The following is a 21,378-nucleotide window of genomic DNA, read 5'->3' as shown; positions in this document are numbered from 1 at the left end:
GCAATACGTTGGTAAAGATTGACTTCTACTTATGACAAGTTTATTAAATTTATAAAAATCTCCATAGATTATTTATCTTTATTTTGTACGTTTGTACGAACATATAAAAATATGAACTTTCAGATAGACCATAATAGTAGATTGCCCTTGCATGTACAGGTAGAGGATTTGATTAGAAATTTACTTACCCTACCCGAATATGCCAAAGGTGCATTGTTGCCCAAAGAAATAGAATTGGCCAATCAGTTGGGGGTATCTCGAAGTACCATCAGGCAAGCTGCTAATAAGTTGGAGCATGAAGGTTTACTGAAACGTAAAAAAGGTGTTGGCACGACTGCAGCCCCACAAAAAGTACTAGAAACGTCGCTCGACCATTGGTATAGTTTTACCCAAGAAATGAAAGAGCGAGGAATTGTGGTAAACAACCTGTTTGTCAAAGCTGAATTTGTGCCTGCCAGTCCTAAAATTGCCTTATTTTTTAATATCAATGAAGGTCGTGAAGTACTTAAATTATCTAAGTTGAAAGGAACAGACAACGACCCTATTGTTTATTTTGAAAGCTATTTTCACCCACGCATTGGTTTGACAAAGGAAGAAGATTTTGAGATACCCTTGTACAGTATGCTCGAAGCTAAATATGGTGTAAAAGTGGTTCGTTCTAGCGAAAATATCAAAGCGATTTTGGCTTCTGAAATAGCACCCATGTTACATATTTCAAAAAATGAACCTGTTTTATACCGTGAAAGATACGTTTATGACCCAGGCAATCGCCCTATTGAGTTTAATGTGGGCTATTATCGTTCTGACAAATTCACGTATTCGATTGATATTAAAAAGTCTTCTTAAAAAAATTTATGTTTTAATATGTACGAACATTTGAACAATCAATACATTCTGTCAGCAGATATTGGAGGATCGCACATTACTGCGGCCTTGATTGATGCCTCGTCAAAAGTTTTATTTGATGCCAGTTTAAAAAGGTATCCGATACCTCAAAATGCTGATGAAGAGACAATTATAGCTACTTGGACAAATACCCTAAAAACAACAATAGCTAATATTCCTCAAGAAAACCTAAAAGGAATAACGTTGGCAATACCTGGGCCATTTGATTACGAAACGGGTATTTGTTGGATGAAAAACGTAAACAAGTATGAAGCCCTCTACGGACTGAATATTGCGAATATCCTTCGTGAAAAATTAGCCTTGTCGCCTAACTGTCCTATTCTTTTTGAAAATGATGCTACTTGTTTTGGTATTGGCGAAAGCCTATCACCTGAAACGACGCTTTATGAAACAGTTTTGGCAATTACTCTGGGAACTGGTCTGGGAAGTACTTTTATTGAAAACCAAGCCGTAGTAAAGCACAGTGAAAATATCCCTCAAAATGGCTATTTGTATAATGTCCCTTTTGCCGATGGCATTGCAGAAGATTACCTGTCGGCTCAATGGCTAATAAAGCGTTATACTCAACTTACTGGAAATGAATTTTCGGCGGTTTTGCCCATCGCAGAGCTTGCCTTAAACCAAGATAAGGTTGCCAAACAAGTTTTTGAGGAATATGGACAAAACCTAAAAGAAGTTCTAATGCCTTGGGTAGTCAAGTTTGGGGCAGAGTGTGTCATACTTGGTGGAAATATCTGTAAATCTGCTTCGCTCTTCATTACTCCACTCCAACAAGCACTAGCAATACATAAAATACCTCTTAAAATATCAGAATTTATGGAATTATCAGCAATTAGGGGTGCCGCCTCTTTGATGGACTCTCCGCCAAAACCTTGGAGAAAAAGTTCGCAAGCCCTTTTACCTCAAAGGGTAAGCCAACTCCAAATACCCGAAGATACTTACAATATGTATCCATTTCATAGGCTGGACGAGGGTAAAATTTTTCAAGGATACCAATCGCTTGCTCAATGGATGATGACTCAAGAATGTATCTGTATAGATGGATACATTGGTAATGACTGGCTCTATATTCAACAGATTTTAACTTCTTATTTTCAGGAAGCAGGTATTCATGTTGAATGGTTTAAAATGGCTGATTTTATTAAAAGCGAGGAAATAATCACACAAATAGTAAGTCCGTTTGTAGGTGAAAAAGACGCAGTTTGGGGTAAAAAAACCAACTTGTCTATGTCCGACTTTTTTGAAATAAAACAATCTAACTCACAGATTTTTGAGGAACAGAAAACAGATTTAACCATTGTAATTGGCACAGGCTCTGCTCTGTTTGGGAAGGGCAAAATAGTATATTTCGACCTTCCCAAAAACGAAATACAGTATCGAATGCGAGCAGGGCATATTACCAATTTGGGGAATCTAAAACCCGAAAACCCTGTGCAGATGTACAAACGCTTTTACTTTGTAGACTGGGTAGTTTGTAATTCACACAGACAAAGTATTACAGAAAGAATTGAAATTGTGGCAGATGGACAATGGCGATATGATATCACTTGGATGTTTTTTCAAGAATTACAAAAAGGCTTGAAACAACTGACTCAACAAGTTATCAGAGTAAGACCTTGGTTTGAAGCGGGTGCTTGGGGCGGCCAATGGATGAAAAACCATTTTGAACAAATCAATACGCAGGAAGTCAATTACGCATGGTCTTTTGAATTGATTGTACCCGAAAACGGTCTCGTATTTGAAAGCGACCAAAAGCTATTAGAAGTATCATTTGATTGGCTAATGGAACAGCAGTCTGAAGGTGTTTTAGGAAAAGATGCGGCTCGCTTTGGAACAGAATTTCCCATACGTTTTGATTTTCTGGATACATTCCAAGGAGGCAATTTATCTATTCAATGTCACCCGTCCTTGGCCTATATCCAAGAACATTTTGGGGAAACGATAACCCAAGATGAAACCTATTATATTTTGGATGCCAAACCCAACGCAAAAGTATTTTTAGGTTTTCAGGAAGATATTCAAGCAAATGAATTTAAAAATGTCCTTGAAGCTAGTGTCAAAAATAATATCCCAGTAGCTATCGAAAAGTATGTAAGGGCTTTTGACGCTAAAAAACATGATTTGTTTTTGATACCTAACGGAACAGTCCATAGTGCTGGAGCAAACAATATGGTATTGGAAATCAGTGCTACACCCTACATTTTTACCTTTAAAATGTACGATTGGTTACGCCTTGATTTAGCGGGTCTGCCTCGCCCTATCAATATTGAGCATGCTTTTAATAATTTAGATTTTTCCAGAAAAGGCGAGCGTGTTGAGCATGAATTAATCGCTAAAGAAACCATTCTTTCACAATTGAAGGATGGGCAAATCGTGCGTTTATCTACACACGAGCAACATTTTTATGCCATCAATAGGTTAGAATTTACCCGTCAAATTAGTCTTCCAACCAATCAACAATGTCATATTATGATGTTAGTAGAAGGCGAAGCAATTCTGTTAGAGACTGATACTGGTTATTCGGCGAAGTATCATTATGCCGAAACCATTGTTGTTCCTGCTGCTGTAAAGTATTATAAAATCACCAATTTGGGAAGTACCGAAGTAAAAGTAATTCAGGCTTTTATCAAATAACAACCTCTAAAATCTTTAAAACTATGGAAATTTATTCGACTCCCCATCATCATCGTTACTATGTTTTTTTGATATGCTTTATTGCAGCCATCGGAGGCTTTTTATTTGGTTTCGACACGGCTGTTATATCAGGAGCACTTCCTTTTGTAGTCAAACAATTTGATTTCGATGCCGTTATGGAAGGCTGGTTTGTAAGTTCGGCTATTTTTGGCTGTATCATTGGTGTGATTATTTCGGGGAAATTAAGCGATAAAATTGGACGCAAGATGGTAATGGTGATTTCGGCAGGGCTTTTCTTCCTTTCTGCTGTTGGGTCTATGTTTGCCATGAATACTTACGAACTCATTAGCTATCGTTTGATTGGTGGCATCGGTATTGGCGTAGCCTCTATGATTTGTCCTTTATATATTTCTGAAACAGCTCCTGCTCACTTTCGAGGTACAATGGTGGCACTGTACCAACTGGCGATTACCATTGGTATCTTAGCTGCTTATTTTTCTAATGCTTATTTACTGAAAATCGCCCAAACGAGCCATTTTACGGGTTGGTTACAATTTGTATTAGTTGACAACTGTTGGCGTGCTATGATTGGCATTGGTTTATTGCCAAGTCTATTATTTTGTACAGGCTTGGTACTTGTACCAGAGTCGCCTCGGTGGTTGATTCAACAAAATAAAATAGAAGCGGCAAAACATATTTTACAAAAGATAGATTTTGACAATGCTCAAAACGAAGTAAATCAAATACAACAATCGGCCACAAAACACAAAGGTATTTTAAAAGAGCTTTTTTCGCCAAGTTATCAACGACCTTTACTAATTGGTTTGACGTTACCATTTTTGAGTCAAGTTTCGGGTATCAACGCCGTGATATACTACGGGCCTTCTATTCTTGACAAGGCAGGTTTTACCCTTGGCGACGCATTTGGTGGACAAGTAACTATTGGTATTGTCAATGTACTTTTCACTTTCATTGCCATATTCAAGGTTGATAAATGGGGCCGAAAACCCTTGCTGGTTTGGGGTGTTTTATTGTCATTTTTAGCCTTATTGCTTATCGGCATACTTTTCTCTTTGAATTATACACAAGGCTACTGGATTTTGGGAGCTATTCTGGTCTTTATTGGCAGTTTTGCATTTTCGTTTGGCCCTGTATGTTTTATCATTATTAGCGAAATTTTTCCCACAAATATTCGTGCAGAGGCGGTTTCATTAGCCACATTGTCTTTATGGATAGGGAATTTTTTTGTGGGACAGCTCACGCCAATCATGTTAAAAAGTGAAGCATTAGGTCCATCAGTTACTTTTTGGATTTTTGCAGGAATGTGTTTGCCAGCTTTATGGCTAAGTATCAAACGTATTCCAGAAACCAAAGGCAAGACTTTAGAAGAAATAGAAAAATACTGGCAAACGACTAAATTTTAGTAGTAATCATGAAAAAAATAGGCATTTTACTAACAGCTCTTTTATATCTTCATTCGTCATTGGCACAAACTTCCCCTATCGACGAAGTAGAACCTCGTATTGGTACAGCACATTGTCGCTGGTTTCACTTTGCTCCTGGGGCTTTACCTTTCGGAATGGCCAAACCAGGCCCTTCAACCAATGGGCATTTGGGTAACAAAGACGGCTGGGAAGCTACGGGCTACGATTATCGAGATAATTCTATCGAAGGATTTCCCAATTTCCATGAGTTTCAGTTAGGTGGCATTGTTTTTATGCCCACTACAGGCAAACTGATTACTACGCCAGCCATAGCTACGAATAGTTTGGCAGGCTATCGGTCAACTTTTGAGCGTAGCACTGAAATTGCAAAACCGGGTTATTACAGTGTTTTATTAAAAGATTATAAGGTAAAAGCTGAGGTAACCGCTACCAAACGAGTTGCTTTTCATCGATATACATTTCCTGCGACTGATGCCGCCAATATTTTATTCGACATAGGCAACCGACAAGGCGAAAGTGGGCGTATAAAAGAAGCCAAAGTGTATATGACAGAAGATGGGCGTATAGAAGGGTACGTAGTTACTTTACCCGAATATATCCAAAAATATCAGCGTGGTGCCGATGCCAGAATGTACTTTTCGGCAGTATTGAGCAAAAAGCCCACAACCGTCGGGGTATTTAGAGGAAATGAGATTTTTCCAAATAAAACTTCAATAGAGGGTCTTGGGGCAGGCTTATACTTGCGATTTTCGACCAATGACCAAGAAGCTGTCACGATTAAAGCAGGCCTATCCTATACTTCTATCGAAAATGCTCGCCTGAACCTCCATGAAGAAGCCCAAAACCTTGATTTTGACCAAGCTCATCAACAAGCTTCCTTAGTTTGGAATGATTACTTAGGTAGAATCAACATTGAAGGAGGTTTGGCAAAAGACCGACAAAAATTCTATACAGGTCTTTATCACGCTCTTTTAGGAAGGGGTTTAGCAAGCGATGTCAATGGGGCATATCCTAAAAATGATGGTAGTATTGGACAAATAGCCCTAGATGCTCAAGGTAAACCACAGCATCAGCATTACAATACCGATGCCATTTGGGGAGCTTTCTGGAACTTGACCCAATTGTGGGCATTAGCGTACCCTGAATATTATGCTGATTATATCAAAAGTCAACTTTTGGTTTATGCAGATGCAGGTTGGCTTGGTGATGGTATTGCTTCGAGTAAATACGTGTCGGGAGTAGGTACAAACTTTGTGGGGTTAATCATTGCGGGAGCTTATATGTATGGTATTCGAGATTTTGACATAGAAAAAGGATATGCCGCAAGTCTCAAAAATGAGCTGTCGTATCAAAATAGACCTTTGGGGGCAGGAAAAGACGATGTTGAGCGATTTGTAAAATATGGCTATGTTGACCATATCGACGTTGATTCCCTCAATCGTGAACCTAGTTTTTCGGGTTCTCATACGCTTGAGTATTCTTTTAGTGCTTATGCCGTGGCACAATGGGCAAAGGCATTGGGTAAAAAGCAAGATTACCAACAGCTCATGGATTTGTCGAGAGGATGGGAAAATATATTTGATCCAAAAGCCAAGTTGGTACGTCCTAAACTGAAAAATGGAAAGTTTATTGATAATTTCAATCCTAGTCAGCCTTGGCGTGGGTTTCAGGAAGGAAACGCTTGGCAATATACTTTTTATGTGCCTCATCAACCAGATGCGTTGGTATCTAAAGTAGGTAAGTATCTATTTGCTAGTAGATTAGATAGTATTTTTAGTATTTCTCAAAAATCAATTTTCGGAGGCGGACAAACCATCGATGCTTTTGCAGGTTTGCAAGGACTTTATAATCATGGTAATCAGCCTTGTTTGCATATTCCTTGGTTATTTAATTATACTCATAAACCCGAACTTACTCAGAAATGGGTACGAGCCATTTGTAACGAATTTTATGGCAACGAGGGCGTTCATGGCTACGGATATGGTCAGGACGAAGACCAAGGGCAGTTGGGTGCGTGGTACGTATTGGGTGCTATGGGCTTGTTTGATGTACAAGGTGGAGCAGCCGAAAAACCTACAATGCAGCTTTCTACACCACTTTTTGAAAAAATTACTATTCGACTCAATCAACAGTATTATCAAGGCAAAACCTTTAGTATCGTAACAAAAAACCATCAGCCTGATAAAATTTATATCAAACAAGTAAAGTACAATGGAAAGCTTTTAAAACACCCTTCCTTGTTGTTTGAAGAAATTACCAAAGGTGGGGTGCTTGAATATTCTGTTTTTTAAACTCATCCAATTTTCAAATTTTTATCATATATTTTATGAAAAAGCTCCTTTTTATAGTATTCTTACAGCTCTGTGTGTTGTCTGTTTTTGCACAACACACCTCATCTGCTTTACTGACTCAAATCAAGAAAAATGAATATTTCCCTGAAGTAAAGGCCAAGGCTTTGGCAGTTATGAAAACAGGATTTAACGCTGGCGACGGTTATCGTGAAGTATGGATTCGTGATTACAATACCTTTATCGAACTCGCAGCAGCGGTTTATGACAAAGAGGTATTGAAAGAAAACCTTTTAGTTTTCTTTAGAATGCAAGGCGACGATGGTAATATTATCGACGGTTTTACGCCTGCTGAAAAAATTGCTAAAGGTGAAACAGATTTTTCATATTCAAAATTAGAACCTCGCTATGCTGGTCATAAAAACTCAGTTGAAACCGACCAAGAAACCTCGCTGGTTCAAGCCGTTTATAAGTACATTCAACTCACAGGAGATAAGTCTATTTTACAAGAAAAAATTGGCAACAAAACCGTTTTACAGCGATTGGAATGGTCGATGGATTTTCTTTTGAAAAAAAGATTTAATAAAAAATACGGACTCATTATTGGAGCAACTACCGCCGATTGGGGCGACGTACAGCCCGAAGCTGGATGGGGCGTAGATTTGGACAATAATACCCATTATGCCATTGATATTTATGACAATGCCATGTTTGTAATTGCACTCAACAACATGATTAAGTTGAATCCTGCTAAGGCTGCTCAGTGGAAAAAAATTAAAGATGGTATTGCTCAAAATTGCAGAAAGTACCTTTGGGACAGCAAAGCACAAAAATTCATTCCGCATATTTATTTGAATGGCTCGCCCTTTCCTGCTGATTTTAATGAAAACAATATTTACTATTTCGGAGGAACAGCCATTGCTATAGAAGCAGGTTTACTTAGTAAAGCCGAAATTAAAACTTCATTGAATGAAATGATTAGCAGGGTAAAACAAGCTGGAGCTCCTTCTATTGGACTTACATTGTATCCACCCTATCCTGCGGGATTTTTCATCAACAAAATTATGAATCCTGAATATAGCTATCAAAACGGCGGTGATTGGACATGGTTTGGCGGACGAATGATTCAGCAGCTAATCAAATATGGTTTTGTACAAGAAGCTTATGAACAAGTACAACCCATGTTGAAACGAGTAATTGATAACAAAGGATTTTATGAATGGTATTCGGTAGATAATAAACCACGTGGTTCGGGTACATTTCGAGGCGAGGCAGGTGTATTGTATGTCGCCATCGAGCAGTTTGAGAAGATAAAATAAGTTATTGCAATATTCATGAAAGGAGGCAAACCCAAGAAAGACAGGTGTGATAAACTTGCTCAATTGGGTTTTGTCTCCTTTTTAGGTATAACTCATCGTTTTTACTCTATCACCAACCAAGTATAGCCCTCGGCTGGAATTTTGACCTTTACTTGTATGCTGTAATCACGATTGAGTGTATATGTTTTGGCAACACCCTCTTTTTCTCGAACACGAGCTTGTTTGCTGAGTCCTGTGTAGTATAAAGGCAGAGTAATGGTTCTTTCGATGGTTTCGGCAGTGGGGTTGTATAACATAGCCAAGCCCTTTTGAGCTAAATGTGGAGCTACATGTAAAAGCCCATCCCAATCTCGGCCATCGGCACGCCTCAACTGAATCATATCGGCATTCAGAATATCCCGATATTTTTTGTACCAACTAATACTTTTTTGAACTACCGCTTTTGTAATATCGGTATCATACAATTGTGGCCCACGATAACAAGCTTGAACACCTGCACCATAATAAATCATCATTAATTGCTCGTAATCAGGCAAATGCTCGCTAAGTGGTTCTAGGATAGCATCAGCACCACCGCCTTGATATTGGGTAAGTGGTACAAATCCCCAGCTCATCGAAGCCGTTTTTTCTTGTGTCCCATCATGGATATTCTGACGATTTAGGATTCTTTGTTGCGAACGGCTCAAAGAGAAATTTACTTCACGATAACCCAATGCAATTTTGTGTGTGCCATCCAAAAAGTACCAATCAGGAGCATTGATATAAACCCCACGTTCGTTGAGCCAATGATACAATTCCTTTTGGATATTCATTTGTTTCCATTGCGAATCTGCCAAACCTTCATGCCCAGGATGTGTTGTAGAAGCACAAACATCGCCGGGATATGGGCCATCGTTTTCCCAAATATCAAAATGAGTTTCTTCAAAAAAACGCTTGATTTTGTCTCGATATGCCAAGCCCCATTTACTCCCAAAACATGGAGCATTTCCGAAAAAAGCGTGTCCCGTTTTGCCTGTTACGGGGTCAACTACGTCGTTTTCATCATCAATTCGTCTACTGCTAAACAATGAGTATCCTCCTATTTGTATGCCTTTGCTATGAGCCTTTTCTGCTATTTTTTTCCATCTATTGAGGTTTTCTTCGCTCATATCTTCCATGTTGAGGTGACTACCAAAACTCAGAATCAAAGCTTCATAGCCCGTTGCGGCACATTGTTCAATACATTTTAATACTTGTTCGTCATTTTTACTGACCAAGTGCATAAATATAGGATTTTGGGTAGTCCACGGAGCAATTGTTCGATACATTTTCCGAATCATCAAGCCCCTTCTTTGCCTATCATACGAATCCATCAGGAGTTCATGCGTGCGTACAGATTTCAAAGAACTGCCTTTCGTTATTTTGATATTAGCAACTTTTTCGGGATATATTTCTACCAAACAAGGCGTATCGTAATTATAATTTACCTGAGAAGTATAAGTGCTATCTGCCAACCAATGAGTGGTTTGGTCGCTAATATCGTAACGCATGGCATTATTGAAAGCGTAGTTGGTTTCCAGATAAATACCATGTTGTACTTTCATTTCAGAAACCTTACCCACAACAGCACTTTCTTCTTCCACAAGCCCCAATATTTCATTTACTAAACCATCTACGATAATTGTTGATGCACTATTATTGATTACTTCAACCCATTTGATTATCAGTGGAATACCGTCGTAGAGTTCATAATTTACTTGGATTTTGATACCCGCCAAATTGTTATCTTGGGCAATAAAATTCAAAATAAGTCGCTTGCCTGTTGGTTGCTGGCGGTTGGCTGTCCAAGTTGAAGCCTTCCAATTGATAAAAGGTTCGATAGGTTTTATTTCGGCAGATTGATAAACGAAATCGTTATTTCCTTTTTTTAAGTTTTTAAGCCACTCGGGTTTAAGATACGCATTTTCAGTTTGTCCATTCAATCCGCCAATATGATAGCTTTTACCATTTATTTTAACGCTACCTTCTGGCTTGATAGAACGAATAAGTTGTTGCTGACTAGCATGATTGAAGTAGTCGTAACAGCCTATATTTTCACCAATAAAAAAACTTCTTCTCAGAAGTCCATTGTATAAAACTACCTGATTGTCAGTTATTTTAATAGAAGATTTTTCTGAAATTGGTTTTACCAACCAGTCCTTTAATGGAGTAATATTTTGGGAAATTCCCCAATGACTTAGGGTAATAATAAAGATTAAATGGGCGAGGATACAACTTTTCTTCATGTTTTGAAAATTGGGATTTATGCTATAATTACTATACACTAAAGTGTGCTAATTGTACAGCACACTTTAGTGTATAGTAATTATTGTATTGTTACTACTCATCTCAGTATTTTCAATAGCTTTTTGGCAATCAATTGATACCCTTTGTCGGATGGATGTAGGCCGTCGTAGGTCATCGCCATAGCTTCAACAGGATAAGGGTTTTGGTCTTGTTCGGTACTGAAAGGAATATCAATAAAGGCTGGATAAGGGTAGTCTTTGTATTCGCCTGTTTGGAAATCTTTGACACGTTTAAAATGTACGAGTGTTTTGTGGCTCAATTTTTTTTCGTGGTATAAATCAAGGATTTGGCGTTTTTCTTTTTTAGCAATTTCCTTTATAGCTTCTGCAAATTGCTCTAGCATTTGCCCATTTTTGGCTTTGTACGAGCCATAAGCATTATTTTTGAAATTGCTAAAATATACAAAATCCACTCGTTGCATAGGAGTAATCAATACTACCTGAGCCTCGGGGTTGAGTGTTTTGAGATAATCTAAAATAATACGAAATGAACCATAGAAAGTTTTGTAACCAGTATTATTGTCATAATCTTCAATTGTTCCGATGGGTTTTCCTTGCCACCAGTCGTTTGTACCCAAAAAAACGGTGTAGATGTCAGCTTTTACGATTCCTAAAGTGGTTATTTTTTCAGCAATTTGGCAGGCTGTCCAGCCATTATGTCCTTGATTAACAAAACTCAGGTCGGGGCGTTGTTGCGTTACCAGCGTCATATAGCCTGTCGTAATACGATTACCTGTCTGGTCGGGGTGGTCGTTTAGGTAAGTGATAGAGTCGCCGAGAGCAACCCATTGTTTTTTTTCTGGAGTAAAAGCAAAAAGTATTGCTATCGTCAATACAAAAAAAGTAACTCTTAGCTTCATAGTTCTGTTATTGGTTAAGATAAATAACTCTATAGGCGATTGTTCATGGCCTATAGAGTATTGCAATAATTAGTAAAAAAGGCAGTTTGTCAGGTTAATGTTGAGGCTTCTAAACTAGTATTTATTTTTTCTTAAAGAAAGTTTTCTGTCAGATATTATGTGTCATAATTGGATAGGCAAAAGGTGTATTTTTAGTCCTAATTTGATAGGCGATAGCCCCACAAACTCTACACTCAATCATAGCCAGCAGGAACAACAAAATGGGATTCATTATAATCGTAAGAATAATAGCGAGCTTTGGCATTCCAGTATTTGTAGAGCTATAATTGCCCAAAGCATGATATTGGTTGCCTTGGTAGCTATTCCAGATAGCCATAAAATATTGATTGTAAGGGTTGTATCAAGATTTTTAAGATTATAGAAAATAGCTAGCTGATTCAAAAACTAAATCCAACCCTAATGCTAAGTCTATCAAAATTTTCGTAAGATTTTAGCCCTTTATCTGTTATCGAAGATTGTTGGTAACGGTATCCTATTCCCAGCAAGAAACTGGTATTTTCTTGAAATAAAAGTTTTATGCCCAAACCTGCGGCAAAAGTAGCCCCTCCTTGGTATTTGATAGTTGGTACATCGTTAGAAGTGGCGTTGATACTATAGCCGCCTTCTACAAAATAATAGGGAATTTTAGAGGTCTTTGTGTACAAATCACCTCGTAAGCTAAGTAAAATAGGGACAAATGTTTGTACAGCATACAAATCGGCCCCTACTCCTAGCCCCAAATACCATAAAGGACTAAATCGGTACCCGTTGGTAGTTTGGAAAGAAAAGGCCGATGTTGTAACGCCATTCGAGGCTCGGTTGCTCATGGCAAGTGGGCCAAGCTCAGTATAATTGACAAAGCCTTTTGATTTATACCGTAGATTGGGCAAGGCTAGTGTATCAATTGATAGTATTTCGGTACTTGGAAATACCCAAACAGAATGATCGACGGTTTGGAGTGAAATCGACTTGGTATCGTAATGGGTTATTTTACCAAGTATTTTGCTTCCGTTTTGTAAGTTTATTTGGTGTTGTGCCAACGACTGGCGTATACCAAGCATCAACATCAATGAAAGGTAGAGGGCGATTTGAATATATTTCATGATTATTTTTTATTGATCAAGCCATGTTTTGAACTCCACACTACGTTCTTTTGAAACATACGTTTCTGATTCAAAGGCGGGCTTTAATTGGATGAACAGTCGCCCGTTGGGAGATGTTTTTACTTTGGCGATAGCGTCTATTTTGGTAATAATTTTGCGGTTGAGGCGAAAGAAAAACTCAGGTTGTACATGTTGTTCGAGTTGTTCTAGGGTATAATCAATAATGTACTTTTTGCCATCATGACATACCAGATATACGATTTTATCATCAGCAAAAAAGTAGGCGATTTCATCTATTGTTTTGTACTGAAGTGAATCGCCGTATCTGACCAAAAATCTGGATTTATACTTTTTGTTACTTGCCTCTATACTCTGAATAATCCGCTGAATATCAGTTGTATCGAGTGCCTTGCGGTCATAGTGTAATTGGTGATATTTATTCAAAGCCTGGCTTAGTTCGTCAAAATCTAAGGGTTTTAATAAATAATCAATACTATTGATTTTAAAGGCTTGAATAGCGTATTGGTCGTAGGCTGTAGTAAAAATAACGGGGTTTTTTACCACATTTTTCTTGAATATTTCAAAGCTCGACCCATCAGATAGATGGATGTCGACCAACAATAAATCTGGCTCTTGGTTTTTACTGAGCCAAAGGGTAGCTTTTTCAACCGAATCAACCGTATCTAATACGGTAATGTTTTGGTCATATTCAAAGAGCAAGCTTTTGGCTCTTTGAGCAGAATGGTATTCATCTTCAATTATTAGAACTTTCATAGTGATGTTTCGGAGGGTAGTTTTAACATGGGTATTTTTACAATAAACTCATTGTCGGTTTTGATGATTTGTACATCAATAGAACTCAAATAGGCGTATCGCTGAACAATATTGGATAAGCCTGTATGAGTTGATTCTGAAGTATAAACAGCTTTGGGCTGTAAGTTGTTTGAAAGTATTAAATACGGGTTATCGGTATACAGCCGAATTGTTAGGGGTTTTTCGACAGACACAATGTTGTGCTTAATTGTATTTTCGAGAAGCATTTGTAAGGCCATAGGTACTATTTGCCAATTCAAATATCCTTCATCGACATGAAGTTCTACTTGTATTCCTTCTGGAAAACGTTTTTGTAATAAAAATAAATAGGATTGCGTAAAACCGAGTTCTTCCGAAATACTAATCAATTCTTTGTCGTGGTTTTTAAGAACATACCGATAAACGTTTGAAAATTGTTTGACAAACTGTAACGAACTCGTTGTATCATAGCTAATTAGCGAACTTAAAACACTTAAATTATTGAATAAAAAATGCGGGTTAATTTGGTTACGAATAGCCTGTAATTGGGCTTGTACACCAATTTGGCGAAGCTGTTCGGCTTCTAAGGCAATTTTTTCGAGTTCGTGAACATAGAGATAAATGATATTGAGGATGTTCAGAAATAGGTTTATCCGAAAGGCAAACATTAAAAATAGTTTGAGTAACAAAATAAATGTCGGGCTTTGCCATGTGTCAGAAACATAGGCATAAGAAAAGCTTATGGCTATTGTTAAAGTAGCCGTAAGTAGAATACTCCCCACAAACCCCACTGCAAGCTTGTGCCATAATTTGTTATAAAACCGAAGTGACAAATAATGATATAATATGCGACTACCTTCCCAAATGCCAGCAATCAGTACAAGGAACAATACCAGTAAGGTAGGGCTACTAAGTGGAATGGGGTAATATGTCAGGGTTTCGGTGAGTAATGTATTTACAAACGAATACACCCCCAGAATGGTTATCCATAAAAAGCGATATGAATGAGCATAAAGGCTTTGCATATATCAAGAAACAATTAGTGTGTTTTTTGATTAACTTATTAATAATCAAGGGTGTATTTTCAGAATAGTAGGTTTTTTATTATCCAACAAATGCTTTTTGACTATAGCAAAGGGCTACAAACAAAAAAGCTCAGTAATTAGATAAGGTTTATGAAAAATATACTTTGCTATTCAATCAGTTAATCACTAAAAAAGGAAAGAGATAAATAAATAACTAAAAATGATGCCTTAGTGTTTTGAAAATACTAAAGCTCCCATCAATGTAAAATGAAATAGCGAATGGCAAATTACCCTTGAAGTATTATTTCTTTGATTGGTTATTACTCTTGAGCGAGTCTTCTGATAAAACAACACCCTTCTCTGGATCTTTTAACAAAATACTATTTTCGTCTAAAAGTCCTTTTATTCCCTCGTATGGAAGCATTTCAAGGTTTTCATTTTTCAATTGGAATGAACGAATATGCCCATCTGGCTCAATTAATTTAATGATTTTACAGCGACAAAGTGCATTTTCGGGTTCATTGATTACTTCTTTCACGGTCACTTTTTTGCCTAATTTGATATATATTTCTCGAATACCGATAATTTTATTTCGCTCGCCTATATCAAAATTCCAAGAAGCCGATATTACGCTTGCAAAGCTTTTGCCTTTTTCAAACTTTAATAAAGAATGTTTGGGTGATGGATTTTCAGGAGCATTCTTTACCCGAGAGTGAACAGATACCAACCAAGGTGACTCAAATTGCATAAAACCTTTGTGATTAAAATTTGAGCCGTAACGAATAAATGTAAAATAGCCATCTTTATAGCTGACATTCATGATATTGGATACTACCATGTGGTATCGGTCGGGGTCAAAACTACGGGCTTGCGGAGAACCCGTATAACAAAGCCAAATACCTTCCAAACTATCAATCTCTGCTTTTGAGGGTACGTACGGCACAATACTCAAATCTTCTTTCAGGGTTTCAAGTTTTTTCTTTTCTGTTAGCCAAAAATAACTACTCGTAGAAAACCCCACTATTAAAAATAGCAATAAGCCTTTTACAAAAAGAGGTAAATCACTTATACACCCCCAAACGCTGGTTTTATCCGCTTTTTGAATGCCTGATGTTGTAGCAGTATTTTCTTCGTCGTCAATCAATTCGGGGTCGGTAGGGTTTTCAGCAAAACCTTTACGCCCCATACCAAAGAGATAAATGTACGCCGAATCTACCAAAAACGGTCTCGGATTGGTAACAATCTGATTATAAAAAGCATCTTTGATTTGATTACCTGTAATGTCATACTTGCGAAAAGGATACTCTGATGGTCGATGAGTTTTTTCAGGAGCATAATCCTCGTGGCGAAGCTCCGCTGAAGTAAAGGGAAGTTGGTTACTTATTTCACTTAAAGCTTTGGCTACTTCTTCATAATTTTTTCGGTTTGAATTACGCACTACTTTCTGACCACTTTCTGTTTCAAATTTTTCAATGACTTTCCCTAATAAATAAGCTATTTCTTCTTTACCAGATTTTAATTCCATTTCGTCGGATGAGTATTTACAATACTCAGTATTTTGTGTAATTTATTGAATAATAGATAATTAAATATTTCCAGAAATGAAGATTAGATTTCTGGAATGTATTCATTCAGCCAAAACTAATGATAAGTTTCTTGCCTTTCATACATTTGAAGTAAAGCCACTTATTCATAGATGAATTGGTTGACGGTACAAATTGCTTGCAATTTAACCACTCAAATTCAAGAGAATAACAAGGACAATACTTTGCTAAGAAAGTATTGGCAAAATTCAGAACATAAAAATATAAATAATTAACCTTAAAAAAATGAAAAAAAACTGTCTTGTCTATTTAATTCTTTTCCAAATGATTTCATTGGGCGTATTTGCTAAAACCGACACGCTTGAAATCGCCTCAACAAAAATGAATAAGACTTACAAAGCTGCCGTTACACTGCCAAAGTCTTATGAAAACAGCCAAAAATCATTTCCAGTGCTTTATTTATTGCATGGAGGTATCGGACATTTTAATGATTGGCTTGCCAAAGCTCCAGACAAAAACCTTATCCAAAACCTAGCCGACCAGTATAATTTAGTGATTGTGATGCCCGAAGGTGAAGTATTTAGTTATTATATTGATAGCCCTGTTGATAAAAATAGTCAGTTTGAATCTTACATTGTAAAAGATGTAATTACCAAAATAGATAAAACTTATCGAACAATCGCTTCTAAAAATGGGCGAGTAATTACGGGGCTTTCGATGGGCGGTTATGGGGCTTTGTATTTATCAGGAAAATATCCTGAGCTTTTTGTGGCTGCTGGAAGTATGAGTGGCGCACTTAACCCCGATTTACAAGGTTGGAAATTACCTAAAGAAGCCACAGAAAACCTCAGAAAAGCTTTTGACGCTATCATTGGTTCGTACAATGCCGATCCAAAAGGCTATGAAGCCTATTCGGTAGTTGCGATGGCCGATAAAATGAAAACCAATGGCGTGAGTCTTATTTTTGACTGCGGAACAGATGATTTTTTGATTGAACCAAATCGTGAACTTCATCGCAGATTAGTGTTCAACAATACTCCTCACGATTATTCAGAAAGACCAGGCGGTCATGCTTGGCCATATTGGGAAAACTCTCTTTACTACCACCTGCTGTATTTTTCTAAAGTCCTTAAATCTGTCAATTCGGGCAAGTATTAAAATATCTTACCATGAAAAACTGTGCCTTTATTTTATGTGTCTTGGTCGGTTTAGTATTTGGGCAAAAAGCTCAAGCTGCCACCACAGATACTTTGGCGATACAAAGCTTGGCGATGAATAAAACGCTGAAAGTAGTGGTGATTACGCCACAAGGCTATCAACATTCGCAAAAAAATTACCCCGTCGTGTATTTACTGCACGGCGGAAGCGGAAATTATAAAAACTGGACAGAACTCACGCCCGATAAATCGCTTGTGGCGAGAATGTCCGATTTATTTGATGTCATTATCGTAATGCCCGACGGCGGACCTTCAAGTTATTATTTTGATAGCCCTTTGCTAAAAGAAAGCCAATACGAAACTTTTATTTCTAAAGAAGTAAGAGAAAAAGTAGATAAAGACTACCGAAGCATCAAAACCAGAGAAGGGCGAGTAATTACGGGCTTGTCGATGGGTGGACATGGGGCTGTGTATATTGCTACCAAACATCCCGACTTATACTGTGCTGCTGGAAGCATGAGTGGCGTAATGAATATCAACCCAAGTACGTGGAAAGTTCCTGCGGATTTTGCCAAAATTCGCATAGAGAATTTTAAAAAAATGATTGGTGAACGGGAAGAATCAGGGCCTTTTTATCCAGGATTTAATCTGATTACAATGACGGAGCAAATCAAAGCAGCCAAACTTCATTTGATTTTTGATTGTGGCGTAGATGATTTCCTGATTGAACCCAACCGTGAAATGCACAAACTCTTAATGGCAAACGGAACACCCCATGATTATACCGAAAGACCCGGAAAACATGATTGGCCTTATTGGGAAAATGCTTTGCCCTATCACTTTTTATTCTTCCAGAAAGTACTTCAAGCTAAAAAACCATAACATAAAATGCTGGCATTATTAGGGTTTTTAACCATACTCCTGTTCCTTGTATTGGTGATTTCAAGAAAATTATCAGTATTGTTATCGCTCATTATCATTCCAGTATTTTTTGCCATCATTGGCGGTTTTGAACCACAGGCAATTGGCGAAATGATTGTAACAGGTATCAAACAAGTAGCTCCAACGGGGATTCTGTTGATTTTTGCGGTTTTGTACTTTGCATTAATGATTGATGCAGGTCTTTTTGACCCCGTCATTGCTGGAATCATTCACTTGGCCAAAGGCGACCCACTGAAAATTACAATGGGAACGGCACTGCTCACCATGATTGTCCATTTGGACGGCGACGGCACAGCTACTTTTATGATTACTATTTCCGCTTTATTGCCAATTTATAAAAAATTGGGCATCAATCGGCTTATTCTGCCCTGTATTGTAGCTTTGAGTGCAGGCGTTATGCACTTAGTGCCGTGGTCTGGTACGATGGCAAGAGCCTTACAAGTCATGCAAACGGATGCTTCTGGCTTACTTGTTCCTGTACTTCCTTCTATGATTGTAGGTATTATTTGGGTGTTGGGAGTATCGTGGTGGTTAGGTAAAAAAGAACGTAAAAGGCTGGGAATCATTGCATTTGATTATAAACACGCCGACGAATTGACGAAAGCCCAAAAACTGACAAGAAGACCCAAACTCATTTTAGTAAATGCCCTGCTGACCATCTCCTTGATAGGCTGTTTGATTATGGCTTTATTGCCGCCATCGGCTTTGTTTATCATTGGATTTTCTGTGGCAATGCTTATTAATTACCCTTCTCAAACTGAGCAAAAAAGCCGATTACAAGAACACGCCGCCAATGTGTTTTTTGTATCGGTAATGATTTTTGCCGCAGGTGTTTTTTCGGGAATCCTGACAGGCACTAAAATGATTGACGCTATGGCTCAGGCATTGGTAACCCTTATTCCTGCCGAACACGCCACTTACCTTCCTGCTTTGGTTGGTGTAACAAGTATGCCCCTGAGTTTTGTCTTTACGCCAGACGCCTATTATTTCGGTGTTTTACCTGTGTTAAAAGAAGCTGCTATCCACTACGGAATCAATCCGATTGAAGTAGGAAGAGCAGCCATTTTAGGACAAATGACGGTGGGTTTCCCTTTAAGTCCGCTCACGGCTTCCACTTTTGTACTGGTTGGGCTTTCAGGAGTTGAATTATCCGACCACCAGAAATTTACTTTTAAGTGGGCTTTTATGACTACTTTTTTAATGACCTTGACAGCCATCATTACTGGTGCGATTCATTTATTATGAAAGAATTGAAAAAAATAAGAATTGGAGCAGGAGCAGGTTTTTCGGGCGACCGCCTCGAACCTGCCAAAATACTGGCACAGGATGGGGAAATAGATTATTTGGTGCTGGAATGCTTGGCTGAAAGAACAATTGCATTGGCTCAGAAAAGAAAAATGGTGGATGCTTCTAAAGGCTATGACCCACTGCTAGAAAGGCGAATGGAAATACTTTTACCCATTATTAAAGAAAAAGGTATAAAAGTACTGAGTAATATGGGGGCGGCTAATCCTTTGGCGGCGGCAAAAAAAATCACTGAAATTGCAGCAAAGAATAATATTAGTATCAAGGTGGCCGCTGTTGTTGGCGACGATGTGCTTTCACTAATTACAGGCAATGAAATTACCTTAGAATCAGGCAAACCATTAAGCAGTTTTGGCAAAATCATCTCTGCCAATGCGTATCTTGGGGCAGACAGTATTCTGCCAGCCATTGCTTCTGGTCCTGATATTATTATTACAGGACGAGTAGCAGACCCTTCGCTGGTAGTTGCTCCGCTGATGTATGAATTTGGTTGGTCGTATGATGAAACCGACCTCATCGGAAAAGCTACGGTAATTGGACATTTGATGGAATGTGCAGGACAAGTAACGGGCGGTTATTTTGCTGACGGAGTCAATAAAATAGTACCTGACTTAGCCATTTTGGGGCATCCGTTGGTAGATGTATCTCAAGACGGAACAGCAGTTATCAGTAAAGTAGAAAACACTGGCGGAATCATCAGCCTTGCCACCGTCAAAGAGCAACTTCTCTATGAAGTACTCAATCCTTTTGCCTATCTTACTCCTGATGTTTCAGCAGATTTTACCACCGTTTCACTCAAGCAAATTGCCCCAAATTGTGTACAAGTAAGTGGCGGTAGTGGCTCATCAAAACCCGAAAAATTAAAAGTTAGTGTTGGCTATCAGGCTGGATTTATGGGCGAAGGAGAAATTTTGTACGCAGGAGCATTTGCGATGGAAAGAGCAAAAATGGCAGGCGAAATAATCCGTTTACGTTTAGCAGAAGTATTCCAAGATGCTCTTAGAATTGATTATATCGGTCATAGTTCGGCTCATGCTGGCATCAATCAGAACGATTCTACCGCTTATGAAATTCGTTTGAGAGTTGCAGGAATGGCCAATTTACCAGAAACAGCGGCACTCATCGGCGAAGAAGTAGAAGCACTCTATACCAATGGGCCATCGGGCGGTGGTGGTGTCAGAAAATCCGTCAACGAAATCATTGGCATACAATCTATCCTGATGAGTCGCAATAGTATTAATCCCTCTTTCTCAATCTTTGAATCATGAAAACTAAATTATACCATATCGCCCACAGTCGTGCTGGCGATAAAGGCAATACCTTGATGTTGTCTTTGATTCCCTTCAAAGAAGAAGATTTTCCAAGTTTGGTAGCACAAGTAACAGTCCAAAAAGTAAAAGAGCATTTAAAAAGTATCATCAAAGGCAATATCATTCGTTATGAATTACCCAATATTTCATCCTTACTTTTTGTTTGTGAAGAAGCTTTGGGCGGTGGCGTAACAACCTCCTTAGCTATAGACCCACACGGAAAGACACTCAACTATGCTTTGCTCGAACTGGAAATTGAGGTATGAGGTTGTAAGTTGTATTCGTTGGGACGTAGAGGTTTGTGTTTGAGACAAAGAGCTATAAATAAAAAAGCTCACTTTGCTATTCAATCAAAATCACTAAAAAGAAAGAGAGAACTCGTTAC

17 protein-coding genes are annotated in these 21,378 nt (G+C 38.2%); 11 read left to right on the top strand and 6 right to left on the bottom strand.

Going from position 1 to position 21,378, the window contains the following annotated elements; all coding sequences use genetic code 11:
• Positions 1–111 precede the first annotated feature (111 nt).
• From FLEMA_RS0100535 to FLEMA_RS0100515, 5 genes are read left to right on the top strand one after another with little or no spacing between them, the layout of a single operon-like run.
• Positions 112–846 carry a GntR family transcriptional regulator gene (locus FLEMA_RS0100535; RefSeq protein WP_026993769.1) on the top strand — a complete coding sequence of 245 codons (735 nt, stop codon included), beginning with the start codon at positions 112–114 and terminating at the stop codon, positions 844–846.
• Positions 847–864: 18 nt separating this feature from the next.
• Complete coding sequence (locus FLEMA_RS0100530; RefSeq protein WP_081681221.1) at positions 865–3,540, top strand: ROK family protein; 2,676 nt, start codon at positions 865–867, stop codon at positions 3,538–3,540.
• Positions 3,541–3,563: 23 nt separating this feature from the next.
• Positions 3,564–4,964, top strand: a complete 1,401-nt coding sequence (locus FLEMA_RS0100525; RefSeq protein ID WP_044170325.1) for a sugar porter family MFS transporter — start codon at positions 3,564–3,566, stop codon at positions 4,962–4,964.
• Between the two features lie 8 nt (positions 4,965–4,972).
• Entirely contained in the window at positions 4,973–7,276 is a 2,304-nt protein-coding gene (locus FLEMA_RS0100520; RefSeq protein ID WP_026993766.1) for a GH92 family glycosyl hydrolase, read from the top strand.
• Between the two features lie 35 nt (positions 7,277–7,311).
• Complete coding sequence (locus FLEMA_RS0100515) at positions 7,312–8,592, top strand: GH36-type glycosyl hydrolase domain-containing protein (RefSeq protein ID WP_026993765.1); 1,281 nt, start codon at positions 7,312–7,314, stop codon at positions 8,590–8,592.
• Between the two features lie 101 nt (positions 8,593–8,693).
• On the opposite strand, the gene FLEMA_RS0100510 is transcribed toward FLEMA_RS0100515, so the two are convergent.
• Together FLEMA_RS0100510 and FLEMA_RS0100505 are read right to left on the bottom strand one after the other, a co-directional pair.
• A complete protein-coding gene (locus FLEMA_RS0100510; protein ID WP_052353890.1) occupies positions 8,694–10,856 on the bottom strand; it encodes a beta/alpha barrel domain-containing protein in 2,163 nt (720 codons plus the stop codon).
• A 98-nt stretch (positions 10,857–10,954) separates the two neighbouring features.
• Positions 10,955–11,776, bottom strand: a complete 822-nt coding sequence (locus FLEMA_RS0100505) for an SGNH/GDSL hydrolase family protein (RefSeq protein ID WP_026993763.1) — start codon at positions 11,774–11,776, stop codon at positions 10,955–10,957.
• Positions 11,777–11,933: 157 nt separating this feature from the next.
• Between FLEMA_RS0100505 and FLEMA_RS76705 the strand changes: the two genes are divergently transcribed.
• On the top strand, positions 11,934–12,197 hold the full coding sequence (locus FLEMA_RS76705) for a hypothetical protein (RefSeq protein ID WP_144080020.1): 264 nt from the start codon (positions 11,934–11,936) through the stop codon (positions 12,195–12,197).
• Positions 12,198–12,213: 16 nt separating this feature from the next.
• Here FLEMA_RS76705 and FLEMA_RS0100495 read toward each other — a convergent pair whose 3' ends face one another.
• From FLEMA_RS0100495 to FLEMA_RS0100480, 4 genes are all read right to left on the bottom strand, one after another.
• Positions 12,214–12,918, bottom strand: coding sequence for a hypothetical protein (locus FLEMA_RS0100495; RefSeq protein ID WP_229359301.1), 705 nt, complete (start codon positions 12,916–12,918; stop codon positions 12,214–12,216).
• Positions 12,919–12,927: 9 nt separating this feature from the next.
• Positions 12,928–13,692, bottom strand: a complete 765-nt coding sequence (locus FLEMA_RS0100490; RefSeq protein ID WP_026993760.1) for a LytR/AlgR family response regulator transcription factor — start codon at positions 13,690–13,692, stop codon at positions 12,928–12,930.
• Positions 13,689–14,735 (bottom strand): sensor histidine kinase, encoded by a 1,047-nt coding sequence (locus tag FLEMA_RS0100485; protein WP_026993759.1) that lies wholly within the window; start codon positions 14,733–14,735, stop codon positions 13,689–13,691. The genes FLEMA_RS0100490 and FLEMA_RS0100485 overlap by 4 nt, the downstream gene beginning before the upstream one ends.
• A gap of 301 nt (positions 14,736–15,036) precedes the next feature.
• Positions 15,037–16,260: a hypothetical protein gene (locus tag FLEMA_RS0100480; RefSeq protein WP_026993758.1), complete on the bottom strand. Its 1,224-nt coding sequence runs from the start codon at positions 16,258–16,260 to the stop codon at positions 15,037–15,039.
• Between the two features lie 304 nt (positions 16,261–16,564).
• Here FLEMA_RS0100480 and FLEMA_RS0100475 point away from each other — a divergent pair, with 304 nt between their 5' ends.
• The 5 genes from FLEMA_RS0100475 to FLEMA_RS0100455 are packed head-to-tail and all read left to right on the top strand — an operon-like array spanning position 16,565 to position 21,259.
• Positions 16,565–17,437 (top strand): alpha/beta hydrolase, encoded by an 873-nt coding sequence (locus tag FLEMA_RS0100475; RefSeq protein WP_026993757.1) that lies wholly within the window; start codon positions 16,565–16,567, stop codon positions 17,435–17,437.
• Positions 17,438–17,448: 11 nt separating this feature from the next.
• Positions 17,449–18,318 carry an alpha/beta hydrolase gene (locus tag FLEMA_RS0100470; RefSeq protein ID WP_026993756.1) on the top strand — a complete coding sequence of 290 codons (870 nt, stop codon included), beginning with the start codon at positions 17,449–17,451 and terminating at the stop codon, positions 18,316–18,318.
• A gap of 6 nt (positions 18,319–18,324) precedes the next feature.
• Entirely contained in the window at positions 18,325–19,623 is a 1,299-nt protein-coding gene (locus FLEMA_RS0100465; RefSeq protein ID WP_026993755.1) for a CitMHS family transporter, read from the top strand.
• Positions 19,620–20,951 carry an acyclic terpene utilization AtuA family protein gene (locus FLEMA_RS0100460; protein ID WP_026993754.1) on the top strand — a complete coding sequence of 444 codons (1,332 nt, stop codon included), beginning with the start codon at positions 19,620–19,622 and terminating at the stop codon, positions 20,949–20,951. The genes FLEMA_RS0100465 and FLEMA_RS0100460 overlap by 4 nt, the downstream gene beginning before the upstream one ends.
• Positions 20,948–21,259 carry an AtuA-related protein gene (locus tag FLEMA_RS0100455; protein WP_026993753.1) on the top strand — a complete coding sequence of 104 codons (312 nt, stop codon included), beginning with the start codon at positions 20,948–20,950 and terminating at the stop codon, positions 21,257–21,259. Before FLEMA_RS0100460 ends, FLEMA_RS0100455 begins: the two co-directional genes overlap by 4 nt.
• The last annotated feature ends 119 nt before the right edge of the window (positions 21,260–21,378 follow it).

This window comes from Flectobacillus major DSM 103, assembly GCF_000427405.1.
GTDB lineage: Bacteria > Bacteroidota > Bacteroidia > Cytophagales > Spirosomataceae > Flectobacillus > Flectobacillus major.
This window is presented reverse-complemented; position numbering and strand designations above follow the sequence as displayed.

What these genes read in the sequence shown, in the direction of transcription:
- FLEMA_RS0100535 (WP_026993769.1), top strand. Translation starts at nt 112, where the DNA reads ATGAACTTTCAGATAGACCATAATAGTAGATTGCCCTTGCATGTACAG.
- FLEMA_RS0100515 (WP_026993765.1), top strand. Translation starts at nt 7,312, where the DNA reads ATGAAAAAGCTCCTTTTTATAGTATTCTTACAGCTCTGTGTGTTGTCT.
- FLEMA_RS0100455 (WP_026993753.1), top strand. Translation starts at nt 20,948, where the DNA reads ATGAAAACTAAATTATACCATATCGCCCACAGTCGTGCTGGCGATAAA.
- FLEMA_RS76705 (WP_144080020.1), top strand. Translation starts at nt 11,934, where the DNA reads ATGTGTCATAATTGGATAGGCAAAAGGTGTATTTTTAGTCCTAATTTG.
- FLEMA_RS0100460 (WP_026993754.1), top strand. Translation starts at nt 19,620, where the DNA reads ATGAAAGAATTGAAAAAAATAAGAATTGGAGCAGGAGCAGGTTTTTCG.
- FLEMA_RS0100495 (WP_229359301.1), bottom strand. Translation starts at nt 12,918, where the DNA reads ATGAAATATATTCAAATCGCCCTCTACCTTTCATTGATGTTGATGCTT.
- FLEMA_RS0100505 (WP_026993763.1), bottom strand. Translation starts at nt 11,776, where the DNA reads ATGAAGCTAAGAGTTACTTTTTTTGTATTGACGATAGCAATACTTTTT.
- FLEMA_RS0100530 (WP_081681221.1), top strand. Translation starts at nt 865, where the DNA reads ATGTACGAACATTTGAACAATCAATACATTCTGTCAGCAGATATTGGA.
- FLEMA_RS0100490 (WP_026993760.1), bottom strand. Translation starts at nt 13,692, where the DNA reads ATGAAAGTTCTAATAATTGAAGATGAATACCATTCTGCTCAAAGAGCC.
- FLEMA_RS0100485 (WP_026993759.1), bottom strand. Translation starts at nt 14,735, where the DNA reads ATGCAAAGCCTTTATGCTCATTCATATCGCTTTTTATGGATAACCATT.
- FLEMA_RS0100465 (WP_026993755.1), top strand. Translation starts at nt 18,325, where the DNA reads ATGCTGGCATTATTAGGGTTTTTAACCATACTCCTGTTCCTTGTATTG.
- FLEMA_RS0100520 (WP_026993766.1), top strand. Translation starts at nt 4,973, where the DNA reads ATGAAAAAAATAGGCATTTTACTAACAGCTCTTTTATATCTTCATTCG.
- FLEMA_RS0100525 (WP_044170325.1), top strand. Translation starts at nt 3,564, where the DNA reads ATGGAAATTTATTCGACTCCCCATCATCATCGTTACTATGTTTTTTTG.
- FLEMA_RS0100475 (WP_026993757.1), top strand. Translation starts at nt 16,565, where the DNA reads ATGAAAAAAAACTGTCTTGTCTATTTAATTCTTTTCCAAATGATTTCA.
- FLEMA_RS0100510 (WP_052353890.1), bottom strand. Translation starts at nt 10,856, where the DNA reads ATGAAGAAAAGTTGTATCCTCGCCCATTTAATCTTTATTATTACCCTA.
- FLEMA_RS0100470 (WP_026993756.1), top strand. Translation starts at nt 17,449, where the DNA reads ATGAAAAACTGTGCCTTTATTTTATGTGTCTTGGTCGGTTTAGTATTT.
- FLEMA_RS0100480 (WP_026993758.1), bottom strand. Translation starts at nt 16,260, where the DNA reads ATGGAATTAAAATCTGGTAAAGAAGAAATAGCTTATTTATTAGGGAAA.